This is a genomic window from Enterococcus bulliens (assembly GCF_053761865.1).
Genome location: NZ_JBSMXK010000003.1, coordinates 18,604 through 31,773, shown reverse-complemented (window position 1 = coordinate 31,773; position 13,170 = coordinate 18,604). Strand labels below are relative to the sequence as shown.

Below are 13,170 nucleotides of genomic sequence, written 5' to 3'. Positions count from 1 at the left end.
AGAACAGAGATTTGTAGATGGAAGGTGAATGTTTTGTTTGGTGAAGAAGTAACGTTGCAACCGTTTGATCGAATCTTAAGTGGATTTGATAAAGTAACAGAAGTCGCATTTTCAATTTTAGATTGCTCTTATTTAAGTACAAAGTATCAAGATTTTGGAATTACAGGCTATCGTGTAGGTGATTTCAAAGGACGGGCGTTTATTCATCGTTACGTTCCTTGTTCCTTTTATCAAGTGCCCATGTTGATCTATCGTTCAAAGTATTTGATCCCATTGGTGTTTCGTAAAAATTTTACGATGATCAATTTATTTACCGATCCAAATCGTTTCGCCTCTTTTTTAGATGTATTAGACTTTGAAGTTGAAGCGCGACCAAAGCAAGTGATCATTGAAGCACAAGAAAATGCGTATCCTTACGCTGAAGAAACATTTTATGTTATCGATACCAATTATATCTTGTTTCGTTTAGCAGAAATTATCGAAGTGGGTGCGTTGGCGATTCGTCATATGACGGATATTGCTGAGTTTATGGAGTGGAATCGTACGGTAAGACTGATCGACAATGGCGTTAAAGGTCGTCATAGTCAAATTTTCGATCCTAAAGACGATCTTCAATTCTCAGAATTGGATATGATTATTGGTATTGTTCTGCGCTTATATCCAGAATCTTTATGTGAACAAATCGTATTATAATGTTTTTTTATAAATAAGAGAAGGAGAGTAGACTCGTTTATCTAGTTGAGATGAGCGATTCTGCTCTTTTTTGTGTTTTGTAATTAAATATATTTTCTGAAAAGAAATAGTAAACAAATTTCTTTCTTTGTGTTATACTCATTTAAGTGAAACAGTAATATGTTGATAAATCAATGTTTTTATGATTTTTTTTACTTTATACTATAACAATAAAAGAAAGAAGTGCTACAGATGACAGATGTTGTAAAACACGGAGCCGATATGGTTGTAGAAAGCTTGATCAATCATGATGTGGACTATGTATTTGGAATTCCAGGAGCGAAAATTGACCGCGTATTTGATACGTTAGAAGATAAAGGACCTGAATTGATCGTGACACGCCATGAACAAAATGCTGCTTTTATGGCACAGGCAGTCGGTCGTATTACAGGGAAACCAGGAGTAGTGATCGCTACAAGTGGTCCAGGAGCAAGTAATTTAGCTACAGGATTAGTCACAGCTACTTCCGAAGGTGACCCAGTTTTAGCTATCGCAGGACAAGTAAAACGTAGTGATCTATCGAAGTTGACACACCAAAGTATGGATAATGTAGCACTGTTCAAACCGATTACAAAATATAGTGCGGAGATCCAAGATCCTGAAACAATCTCAGAAATCATGGCAAATGCATTTCGAATTGCCCGTACGAATAAAAAAGGTGCCAGCTTTGTGAGTATCCCACAAGATGTCGTCGATGCACCGGCTGTAACTGAAAGTATCCGTCCGCTGAGCAAACCGCGTTTAGGTTCTGCATCAAAAGAAGACATCGATTATCTAGTTGCACGTATCAAAGAAGCGAAACTACCTGTCTTATTAGTGGGAATGCGTGGTTCTAGTGAAGCTGAAACGAAAGCGTTACGTGAATTGGTTGAAGTGGCAAAATTGCCTGTTGTCGAAACCTTCCAAGCAGCAGGAGTGATCTCACGTCAGTTAGAAGATCGTTTCTTCGGTCGTGTGGGACTCTTTAGAAATCAACTTGGCGATATGTTATTGAAAAAAAGTGATCTTGTGATCGCGATTGGATATGATCCAATTGAATACGAAGCACGCAACTGGAACGCTGAAAAAGATGCACGTGTGATCGTGGTCGACAAAGTACCAGCAGAAATCGATCCATTTATGCAACCAGAACGTGAATTGATCGGTAGTATCTCAGATACACTGGATCTGTTGACAAAAGAAATCTCAGCGTATCAATTACCAGAAGACTCACAAGCATATTTGGCGCAATTACAAGAAAAAATGACAGAACGTGATATCGTACCGACACATCAACTTGAAAATCGTTTGCATCCTTTAGAGATTATCGAAACGATGCAAGCAGCAGTAACAGACGATATGACTGTGACTGTAGATATCGGTAGTCATTATATTTGGATGGCACGTCATTTCAGAAGTTACGAGCCACGTAAATTGCTATTTAGTAATGGGATGCAAACATTAGGTGTCGCATTACCTTGGGCGATTGGTGCTGCATTGGTTAGACCGAACACGCAAATCTTTTCTGTATCTGGAGATGGTGGCTTTTTATTTTCTGCGCAAGATCTAGAAACGGCAGTCCGTAAAAACTTAAATATTATCCATATTATTTGGAATGACGGTCGTTATAATATGGTGGAATTTCAAGAAGTGATGAAATATGACCGAGCTTCTGGAGTGGACTTTGGACCAGTTGATTTTGTACAATATGCTCAAGCGTTTGGCGCAAAAGGACTGCGTACAACGTCACAACAAGAATTAGAAGCAGCGATACAAGAAGGATTAGCTACAGAAGGTCCAGTAATCATTGATGTTCCTGTAGATTATTCATCAAATGAACAATTAGGTGAAAAAATCTTACCAGATCAATTTTATTAAGAGGTGAATGAAATGGGTAAACACTCATTATATCAATATGGAACAATCGGTTCGCTCATGGCAGGAGCGATGGATGGAACAGGTACAATCAAAGAGTTTTTGACGCATGGTGATTTTGGGATCGGAACGATGGATGGTGTCGATGGTGAATTGATCGTATTGGATCAAAAAGCTTACAAAGCGAGTGCGACAGGTGATGTGATTGAGCTTCAAGATGTAGACAAATTGCCTTATGGTGCGATCGCGTTTTTTAATGCCGATCATACGTTTACGATTAGCGATACTTTAGCAATTGAAGCAGTTGAAGAACAAGTCATCGCAGCGATGAAGAGTAAAAATCTATTTGCAGGTGTAAAAATCTCAGGTGTATTCGATACGATGCACGTGCGCGCAATGCCAAAACAAACTCCACCTTATATTCGTTTTTCAGAAGTGGAGCAACCAGAATTTACAGCACACAATATCAAAGGAACCATTGTTGGATTCTACTCGCCAGTCTTATTTCATGGTACATCAGTAGCAGGCTTTCATGTTCATTTTATTTCAGATGATCGCACGTTTGGTGGACATGTCTTGGATTATCATGTCGAAGATGTAACTGTGGAAGTTCAAAATTACAGTGAGTTGATTCAAGATTTTCCAAAAGAAGATGTCTTTTTAGACGCGGAATTCGATTATTCAAATATCGCAGAAGAAATCAGCATTTCGGAATAAAGATAAGCGCATCGCTGCGCTTATCTTTTTTTATTAAAATTAACGTTATTTAATTTATAAATTATTTTCTGAAAAAATGCTTGATATCAGTTGCAATATCTCGTTTTAAGCGCTACTATTTTAATATAATTAATTATTTAATTTAGCATAGGGAATAATCTGTAAAGGGAGTTTGGAATGAAAAAAAGGTATAAACTACTTTATTTAAGTTCATTATTGGTTTTAGGAGTCGATACAACTAGTCTTGTCAACATCGTGCATGCACAAGAAATGGCAACGACACAAACCACATCTAGTTCTTCAGCTGAATTTGTGAATTCAACAACTAGTTTAGATTCGACGAGTACGACTGTAGATCGCGCGTTAAGTCAGACGACAACGGATATACAAAGTAGCGCTTCAAGTGAACTAGATAACGAAAACAAAGTGGCATTTGTTGCAGTCGAAAATGAGAAAGATCAACCTGTACAATTCATTTGGCAACAACAAACTGCGCTAACGCTCGTTAATGAAAGAATAAGTGGTGAATTAAGCACTGAAGATTCATCACAAGCCTTTATGCTACAAATGATTGGAGATAAAACATATGTGCTGAAGAACCAAGCTACAGGTCTTTACCTTAGTGTAACACAGTCTGGTGATGGGATCACTACGACGCATGATGTTGTTGGGGAAGCACAAAAATGGCGGTTTCAATTCGCCTCAGATGGTACATATGCACTCTATTCAACAATCGGTGGATATCTGGAAATCAATGATGATCAAGTCGTGCTAACAAATGAACTAACGACAAATCGTCAATGGACGATTAAGCCAATCATTACGACGCCAGTCAGCGATACGCAATCTTCAAATGAGACTTCAAGTGAGATGAATACGACTACTTCTACATCAGAACATGAAACAACTACATCCTCTTCAAGTCTTTCTAGTACGATTGAATCTACTGAAACTGAAACAACGCAAGAAAAAGCAAGAAGCTTAACGCCACTTGTCAATCAAGTTACGACACAAGAAATCAGTAAAACACAAATGAAGATCACAATCACAAATCCAAACGGTGGGAATGTTTCAGGTGTGAAATTCCCAACTTGGAGCAATACCAACGGTCAAGACGATATCAAATGGCTCGAAGGGACTAAAGAAAGCAATGGAGCCTATTCTGTAGTCGTCAATAGTGCGGAATATCGTCATTCTGGACTGTTTAATACTCACGTTTATGGCGTCGTTAATGGAAAATTAGTCGGATTAGGTACTAGTCAGTATACACTAGCGACACCAGCTAGCAATACAATCGTCAAAACACCAATCAGTAAAACACAAATGAAGATCACAATCACAAATCCAAACGGTGGGAATGTTTCAGGTGTGAAGTTTCCAACTTGGAGCAATACCAACGGTCAAGACGATATCAAATGGCTCGAAGGGACTAAAGAAAGCAATGGAGCCTATTCTGTAGTCGTCAATAGTGCGGAATATCGTCATTCTGGACTGTTTAATACGCATATTTATGGCGTCGTTAATGGAAAATTAGTCGGATTAGGTACTAGTCAGTATACACTAGCGGCACCAGCTAGCAATACAATCGTCAAAACACCAATCAGTAAAACACAAATGAAAATCACAATCACAAATCCAAACGGTGGGAATGTTTCAGGTGTGAAATTCCCAACTTGGAGCAATACCAACGGTCAAGACGATATTAAATGGCTCGAAGGGACTAAAGAAAGCAATGGAGCTTATTCTGTAGTCGTCAATAGTGCGGAATATCGTCATTCTGGACTGTTTAATACGCATATTTATGGCGTCGTTAACGGGAAGTTAGTCGGATTGGCTACGACAATTTATACACTAACTGCACCGACTAAAAATGCGTTGGCTGTCACGCCAATCAGTAAAACGCAAATGAGAATTACCATTGCTAATCCAAATGGTGGGAACGTTTCAAGCGTGAAATTCCCAACTTGGAGTAACGCCAATGGTCAAGACGATATCAAATGGCTCGAAGGAAAAAAAGAAAGTAATGGCGCTTATTCAGTTGTAGTCGATAGTTTGGACTACCGACATGGAGGTGCGTATACTACCCATGTTTATGGTGTCGTCAATGGCAAATTAGTTGGATTAGCTACGACGAGTTATACACTTGAACAAGATGAAGTAGCAGTTCGTAACAAGCAAAAGCCTTATTATTACTCACAACTAGATCCTCGTTGGAAAAATCGTCGATATGGGATGTCGACTTTAGGTCCTTCAGGATGTGTTCCATCAAGTATGGCGATGGTATTGAAAGGAAGTTACGGAATAAATGTGACTCCAGTCGATACTGCGAATCGAATTTATAGCTATGGTGGATTCAATCAAAAATATTTTGGTGCATCAGGACCAGATTTAATACAAGGGATGCGTTCATATGGGCGACAAGCTGTCGTGATGAATAGTTTAGCGGATCTAAATAATCATTTAGCTAAAGGATACCCCGTGATTATGCATGTCGATGTTGGTATTGGACATGCGATTGTCGCGCATGGGTATGCAAATGGAAAAACAACGATCTATGATCCTTATGGGCAAAAATTCTATAAAGGGCAAGTGTCGACGAGTCATTTGTGGAGTGTTCCTTCACAAGATTATATTGACTGGGCAGCAGGACGACCATTTTTTGCTATCAAATAAAAAGGAGCTATCGATGAAAAACAAGTTTGTCTTTATCGGGATAATGAGTAACTGTGTCTTCCTTTTAGGCGCGTGTCGTCAACATCAATCCTCGACTGTTACAGATACATCTAAAACGTCGTCAGCTGTGGTGGAAACTTCTGTTACCGAAATATCAGAATCGAGTGAGGAGTTAGTTATGAGCGAAGAACAAGTCATTACTAGTACCGATGTTTCAGATGTACGCAAAGTAGAGCCAGATCAACCTGTTTCGCAAATCCGTCGATCACTATATGAAGCAGGGATCAATTCGCGTGAATTGACCGATGACCAGTTGCTTCAATACGCGGCTGAAGCGAAGTCAGAAGGAATCGATGTAATTAAATATATCCAAACTAAAGTACAGTAAAAAAAAGAAGCATCCTATTTTGATGCCGACTGCAAAAACGTTAACTTTTTGCGGTCAGTATCGCTTTAGGATGCCTTTTTGTTATTGATAAGTGTGAGGGTCTAAAGATAAAAGTAATGGTGAAGTACCATCTGTTAATAAAATCAACTCGTGCATCGCACGTGTCGCTAATGTATACAATACGAAACGATCTTGATCCGTTGCGAAATTTGTTGAAATCGGCATGCCGATAACGCGATCAAACTCTAATCCTTTAGCTAGGAAACAGGGAATCAAAATAATCGATTTTTTCATGAACGTTTCGTCGGTATCGATCAATTGAACTTGTTCTTGTTCTGCTAGTGATAAAGCAGCATAGATCTCTTGGCATTCTTTGGTCGTTTTGCAAATGATTGCCGTGCGCCAATGAGCTGGTGTATCTTGTTTGAGTAAACGTGAAAGTTCAGCGATTTGTTGCGTGGCTGTCCGAGTGAGAATCATCGGTTTTTTACCATTACGTGCTGTCAATTGGACGGTTTCTTCTTGCGATAAGAGTCCATTGGCAAACGCTGTGATTTCTTCAGTCGAACGATAACTTGTCGTTAATTGGTACCGTTTAACTTCTTGGTCGACAAATAAATGATCTAGCTCAGAAACGATTGTATCATTTCCGAATACCTTTTGGTTTAGATCTCCACATAATGTAATATGGGCATCAGGATATAGTTGTTTTAACAAAGCCACTTGTGCTGGTGGGAAATCTTGCATTTCATCGATAAAAATGAAACGAGCTTTTTGTTCAACATAAACTGGATAGAGTTGTTTTGTCAGTAAGAATAACAACAGAATATCTTCTGAATACAAAGCTTTTTGACGGAATTGTTGTTTAAGTGTCGTCAAATGTTCTGACCAAATCATTTCATCTAATGAATAATGTTGACAAATTTTAGTACCGATCGTTTGCAAAAAGTGCACATATTGTTTGGGTTGATTGATAAATTGGAATGCTTCAATCCCACGACGCATGGAACGGAATTTACGTTTTGCGATCGCTTGTCGCACTTGTTTACGCAAGGCGCGTTCTTTGGCTTCAGTGTATTCGCGATTAGGATCAGACTCGAAAATCTCCGTCATTTTTTCTTCTGCTGCGTCTTGTAGCCATTTTTCTTTCATCTCATCACGTTCTAGACCAGCAAGTTTTTTTAACACTTTTGCTTGCAACAATTGCGTTCGTTGATACAAGGGCAAGAGATCATTGGTTTCTTGATACCATGTCCGTAATTGTTTTTTCGTGATATAGGTTTTTCCTTTGATTTTTAAATCACGAAAAAGTGGACCGACTGCAGTGATCGAACGGATATAACGCGGGATTTCTTGGATCACACTTAATCCATTTTTGATTTGTTCGATCGGATTGATGGTTCCTTCTAAAAAAGCATGTTCTGCATCGTCTTCTTCAAGTAATTGATAGTGTGGTAAAAGTTCGTGTAAAAATGTTTTAAACGTTCGGGTAGGTACTTCACTTTCACCTAATGAAGGTAAAACCATCGCGATATAATCAGAGAATAAATGGTTTGGTGAGAACAATAACACTTGCTCATCATGCAACCATTTTCGATGATGATACAGTAAAAAAGCGACGCGCTGTAGTAAAGCCGATGTCTTTCCACTGCCGGCGATCCCTTCGATCAAGACGTTTTTATGCGAGGTATCTCGAATAATTTCATTTTGACTTTTTTGGATCGTCGAAACGATATTTTTCATTTTTGAAGAAGAAGCTTCATCTAAGATGTCTAGTAAAAATTCATCGTTAATGATTTCTGATGTATCGACCATTGAGACCAAATCGCCTTGTTGGATCTTAAATTGACGTTTTAGCAATAATTCAACTTCAAAACGATCTTGATCGGTTTCGTAAAATGTCGTCCCTAATTCTCCTTCATAGTAGAGATTGGCAATCGGAGCGCGCCAGTCGACAATCACTGGTTCTTCTTTAGTGTCACGCAATGAGGCGATCCCTAAATACAACGTCTCGGCAGCTTCTTGGCCTTCAGTAAAGTCGATGCGTGCGAAGTAAGGGCTATTTTTCATTGTCGCTAACGTGTGCAAACGTTTGTCGATCATATCTGCGCTACGGTATTTTAATTGCAAGTCTTTTTCATATTCTTGATAGACCAATACCGATTCGTAAAACGCTTCTTCATTTCCAGTATTGATCTTATTTTCAGTCAGTTCTTTCACGCCGCTTTGTAGCGTTTGTTCTAATGCGGTCTTTTGTTTAGTCAAGACTTGATTTTCTAATGTGATCGTCTTGATCGTTTCGCTTAAATGCTGTTGTTCATATTTACGTTCAGTCATTTTGAAACCTCCTTAAAATGGTGCCTTAAAAGTATAGCATAGTTTTGGGAAAAGGTTCATGAAAACAATTCAAAGAATCCCATAAATTTTTTCTTTTGGATTTAGATAAAGGTTGACTTTCCTAAAAAGTACTTCTAACATTGTCGATAGAATGAAGAAAAATGAGGGATATGTCACGTGAAATATGAATTAAAACCATTAGATCAACGCTTATATGATCAATTTAATGAAGGTAATCCGATGGCTACCGTTTTGCAATCGTATCAATGGAGTGAGATTAAATCGGGATGGGGAAGCCTTCATCTAGGGATCTTTCTAGATGACCAGTTGTCTGGGACGGTACTGATTTTAAAACGAAACCTTCCTTTAGGTCGTTCGATGCTCTATATCCCTAAAGGACCGATCATGGAATACAATCAAGAGACGATCAAGCCGTTTGTTCGTGAATTAAAGCGTATTGCTAAAGCAGAAAAAGCGGTATTCGTGAAAATGGATCCGCCGCTTTTACGACGTAAATTCTATCTTGAGAAACCAGATACTGCGATTTTAAATGAAACGATCGCTAACTCTTTAGTCGATGCAGGATTTGAGCAAGGGCCATTGACTTTAAATTTACATGATACGATCCAACCGCGCTTTCAAGCGGTAGTCGATCTAACGGATTTCTCGCTAGCGTCATTAACGAAAAAAGGTCGCCAAGGCGTAAAGACTGCGCAAAAGCGTGGTGTTACGGTCGCACGCTTTGGTGTGGAAAAAATCGATGTTTTCTCAGATTTGATGGAAAAAACAGCCAAACGTCAAGGGATTTCTTTGCGTGAGAAAGCGTATTTCAAACGTCTATTAGAGACGTATCCAGAAAGTTTTTTGATGCTTGGAATGATCAATCTAGGAGCGCGACAGTTAGAGGTGCAAAAAGCCTTAAATGAAACGACAGAAGCACTTGCAACATTAGCAGAACACCAAACGAAAAAACGGACGAAATTATTGGAAACGCAAATGAGTTTAGAAAAAGAGGCTGCACGGCTAGTTGAAGAAATCGCCGAACATGGTTCAGAGGAACGGTTTATCAGCGGTACGTTGAGTATCCCGTATGGTCAGACGAGTGAATTGTTATATGCCGGGATGGATGAGAACTTTAAACATTATATGCCAGCCTATCTGACGTGGTTTCAATCGATGCAAGAAGCGAGCAAAGATTATCATTACTGTAATTTAGGTGGAATTGATGGTCATTTAAATGATGGCTTGATTGGATTCAAAAAGAATTTTCACCCAGAGATCCATGAATATAGCGGTGAGTTTGATTTACCGACGACCAACCGCTTGGTTTATGGTATCATTAAGAAAGCTTATGAAAAACGAACCCAAAAATAACTTGAGAAAGTAGGAATGAACCATGCCATTTGTCCATATTGAACTAGTTGAAGGACGTACACCAGAAGCCTTAGAGAACATGATGAAAGACGTAACGGAAGCTGTTCACAAAAATACTGGTGCGCCAAAAGAACATATCCATATTATTATCAATGAAATGAAAAAAGGCACGTATGGGGTCAATGGAGAATGGAAATAATACTTGCATTTTCAAAAAAATAGTGGTTAAATGATACCATAATTGATTGATGAGAAAGACAACAAAATTTGAGAGTCTTCGATTAGAGAGAGAGTGCTAGGCTGAAACACTCTTAGGAGAAAACCAAAGGCTGACCACTTTCGAAACCCTTGTTGAAACAAGGGCGGCATGCACCGTTAACGCATTGAGGAATACAGTGTACTGTATTTGAATTTAGGTGGAACCACGATGACTTTCGTCCTAATAGCGACCTAAGCTATTAGGACTTTTTTTGTGTCCTGATCAATCACTATCTTAAGGAGGAATTCACATGATTGAAATTATCTTTCCAGACGGCGCTGTAAAATCGTTTGAATCTGGCATTACAACAAAAGAAATCGCAGAAAGTATTTCAAAAAGTTTAGCAAAAAAAGCTTTAGCAGGAAAATTAGACGGGCAATTGATTGATTTAGATTTACCAATCACAACAGGTGGGAAAATCGAAATCGTTACACCTGATCACGAAGATGCACTTGGTTTAATCCGTCACTCTTCTGCGCATTTAATGGCACAAGCAATGCGCCGATTATACCCATCGATCCATTTTGGCGTAGGTCCTGCGATCGATTCAGGATTTTACTATGATACTGATAACGGAGAACATCCGATTACTGCTGAAGATCTAACAGCGATCGAAACCGAAATGGCCAAAATCGTCAAAGAAAATCTACCGATCACTCGACGTGTCTTAACAAAACAAGAAGCTCTAGACTTGTTTGCAGGAGACCCATATAAAGAAGAATTGATCAATGAGTTACCAGAAGATGAAGTGATTACAGCGTATGAGCAAGGCGAATTCGTCGACCTTTGCCGTGGACCACACGTGCCATCAACTGGACGTATCCAAGTAGTGAAACTGCTCTCAGTAGCAGGAGCTTACTGGCGCGGAAATTCGAATAACCACATGATGCAACGGGTATACGGAACCGCCTTTTTTGATAAAAAAGAATTAAAAGAATTTATTCGGATGCGTGAAGAAGCCAAAGAACGTGATCACCGTAAATTAGGAAAAGAACTAGATCTTTTCATGATCTCACAAGAAGTTGGATCAGGATTACCGTTCTGGCTGCCAAAAGGGGCAACGATTCGCCGTACAATCGAACGCTACATCGTAGATAAAGAAATCAGCTTAGGCTACCAACATGTGTATACACCGATTATGGCGGATGTCAATTTGTATAAGACTTCTGGTCACTGGGATCATTACCATGAAGATATGTTCCCACCAATGGATATGGGCGATGGCGAAATGCTAGTGCTTCGTCCGATGAACTGTCCGCATCACATGATGGTTTATAAAAACGATATCCATTCTTACCGAGAATTGCCGATAAGAATTGCAGAACTTGGAATGATGCACCGCTACGAAAAATCAGGAGCACTATCTGGATTACAACGGGTGCGTGAGATGACCTTAAATGATGGACATACTTTTGTTCGTCCAGATCAAATCAAAGATGAATTTAAACGGACACTAGATATCATGTTAGCTGTTTATAAAGATTTTGGCATTACCGACTACCGCTTCCGTTTAAGCTATCGCGATCCAGAAAATACTGAAAAATATTTCGATGATGATCAAATGTGGATCAACGCGCAAACCATGCTAAAAGCTGCTATGGATGAATCTGGTTTAGACTATTTTGAAGCAGAAGGAGAAGCAGCGTTTTACGGTCCTAAATTAGATGTACAAGTAAAAACTGCTTTAGGAATGGAAGAAACATTATCGACGATTCAATTAGACTTCTTGCTACCAGAACGTTTTGATCTAACTTACGTGGGTGAAGATGGCGAGAATACGCATCGTCCAGTCGTAATCCACCGTGGAATCGTATCGACAATGGAACGTTTTGTGGCGTATCTGACTGAAGTATATAAAGGGGCTTTCCCAACATGGTTAGCACCAGTTCAAGCGATGATTATCCCAGTTTCAGTAGAAGCGCATAGCGAATATGCCTTTGAATTGAAACAAAAATTACAAGAAGTCGGCATTCGTGTAGAAGTCGATTCACGTAATGAAAAAATGGGATATAAGATCCGTGGCGCTCAAACCCAAAAGATCCCATATCAATTGGTAGTAGGAGATCAAGAATCACAAGATCACAGTGTGAATATCCGTCGTTACGGTAGCAAAGAAACAAGTGTGTTGAGTGTAGATGAATTTGTTGCTGCACTATTAGCAGACGTGAACAACTATAGTCGTGTTTTAGATTAAGTCGACTTAAGAGAAACGCGCGCAACAGTTGAGTTTTAAACGAAAAAGTGATATACTACAAGTATAATGATACTTGAGCTGAGTGAGGGGTTTTTATCCCTCACTCTTTTTAATGGAAACAAGCTCCGGTTCATGTTTAAGGAGGCGATCGTAGTTGAGTTCAGTTGTGGAAACTGTAACCGAAGTAGTACTGCCAATTTTAGAAGAAAAACAGTTCGAGTTGGTAGAAGTAGAATTTGTCAAAGAAGGAAAAAGCTGGTTCTTACGTATTTTTATTGACAAAGAAGGCGGCATCGATATTGAAGAATGTGCGTATGTCAGTGAACAAGTCAGTGAAAAATTAGATGCTATGGATCCTGATCCAATCCCTCAAGCTTATTTTTTAGAAATCTCTTCGCCAGGTGCTGAGCGTCCGTTGAAGAAGGAAAAAGATTTTGAAAAAGCGGTGGGATCATTTATCCATATTTCACTGTATCAAGCGATCGATGGACAAAAACAATATGAAGGTATTTTAAACGAAGTCACGGCAGAAACATTGACATTGACGTATCGTATCAAAACAAGAGAAAAAACAGTCGTGTTTGAGCGCAAAAACATCGCGAAAGCGCGTTTAGCGATCCAATTTTAATAACGGAGGATATA

General features: G+C 39.1%; 10 protein-coding genes. 9 read left to right on the top strand and 1 reads right to left on the bottom strand.

Features of this window, described 5'->3' with window-relative positions; all coding sequences use genetic code 11:
* Positions 1 to 24: 24 nt before the first annotated feature.
* The 5 genes from ACWOEC_RS02380 (at position 25) to ACWOEC_RS02360 (ending at position 6,364) form a co-directional block, all read left to right on the top strand.
* Positions 25 to 693 (top strand): hypothetical protein, encoded by a 669-nt coding sequence (locus ACWOEC_RS02380; RefSeq protein WP_455305684.1) that lies wholly within the window; start codon positions 25 to 27, stop codon positions 691 to 693.
* A 231-nt stretch (positions 694 to 924) separates the two neighbouring features.
* Positions 925 to 2,589 carry an acetolactate synthase AlsS gene (gene alsS, locus ACWOEC_RS02375; protein ID WP_455305682.1) on the top strand — a complete coding sequence of 555 codons (1,665 nt, stop codon included), beginning with the start codon at positions 925 to 927 and terminating at the stop codon, positions 2,587 to 2,589.
* Positions 2,590 to 2,601: 12 nt separating this feature from the next.
* Positions 2,602 to 3,303 carry an acetolactate decarboxylase gene (budA, locus tag ACWOEC_RS02370; RefSeq protein ID WP_455305680.1) on the top strand — a complete coding sequence of 234 codons (702 nt, stop codon included), beginning with the start codon at positions 2,602 to 2,604 and terminating at the stop codon, positions 3,301 to 3,303.
* A 177-nt stretch (positions 3,304 to 3,480) separates the two neighbouring features.
* Positions 3,481 to 5,976: a GBS Bsp-like repeat-containing protein gene (locus ACWOEC_RS02365; protein ID WP_455305678.1), complete on the top strand. Its 2,496-nt coding sequence runs from the start codon at positions 3,481 to 3,483 to the stop codon at positions 5,974 to 5,976.
* 13 nt (positions 5,977 to 5,989) lie between these two features.
* Positions 5,990 to 6,364 carry a hypothetical protein gene (locus ACWOEC_RS02360; protein ID WP_455305676.1) on the top strand — a complete coding sequence of 125 codons (375 nt, stop codon included), beginning with the start codon at positions 5,990 to 5,992 and terminating at the stop codon, positions 6,362 to 6,364.
* Positions 6,365 to 6,445: 81 nt separating this feature from the next.
* On the opposite strand, the gene helD is transcribed toward ACWOEC_RS02360, so the two are convergent.
* Positions 6,446 to 8,701, bottom strand: coding sequence for an RNA polymerase recycling motor HelD (gene helD / locus ACWOEC_RS02355; protein WP_455305674.1), 2,256 nt, complete (start codon positions 8,699 to 8,701; stop codon positions 6,446 to 6,448).
* Positions 8,702 to 8,878: 177 nt separating this feature from the next.
* On the opposite strand from helD, the gene ACWOEC_RS02350 reads away from it, so the two are divergent.
* The 4 genes from ACWOEC_RS02350 to rimP all read left to right on the top strand — a co-directional run bounded on the left by ACWOEC_RS02350 (position 8,879) and on the right by rimP (position 13,156).
* Positions 8,879 to 10,075: a peptidoglycan bridge formation glycyltransferase FemA/FemB family protein gene (locus ACWOEC_RS02350; protein ID WP_455305672.1), complete on the top strand. Its 1,197-nt coding sequence runs from the start codon at positions 8,879 to 8,881 to the stop codon at positions 10,073 to 10,075.
* Positions 10,076 to 10,097: 22 nt separating this feature from the next.
* Positions 10,098 to 10,274 (top strand): 2-hydroxymuconate tautomerase, encoded by a 177-nt coding sequence (locus tag ACWOEC_RS02345; protein ID WP_297077235.1) that lies wholly within the window; start codon positions 10,098 to 10,100, stop codon positions 10,272 to 10,274.
* 310 nt (positions 10,275 to 10,584) lie between these two features.
* Positions 10,585 to 12,528, top strand: a complete 1,944-nt coding sequence (thrS, locus tag ACWOEC_RS02340; protein ID WP_455305670.1) for a threonine--tRNA ligase — start codon at positions 10,585 to 10,587, stop codon at positions 12,526 to 12,528.
* Between the two features lie 154 nt (positions 12,529 to 12,682).
* Complete coding sequence (gene rimP, locus ACWOEC_RS02335) at positions 12,683 to 13,156, top strand: ribosome maturation factor RimP (protein WP_297077239.1); 474 nt, start codon at positions 12,683 to 12,685, stop codon at positions 13,154 to 13,156.
* Positions 13,157 to 13,170: the final 14 nt, after the last annotated feature.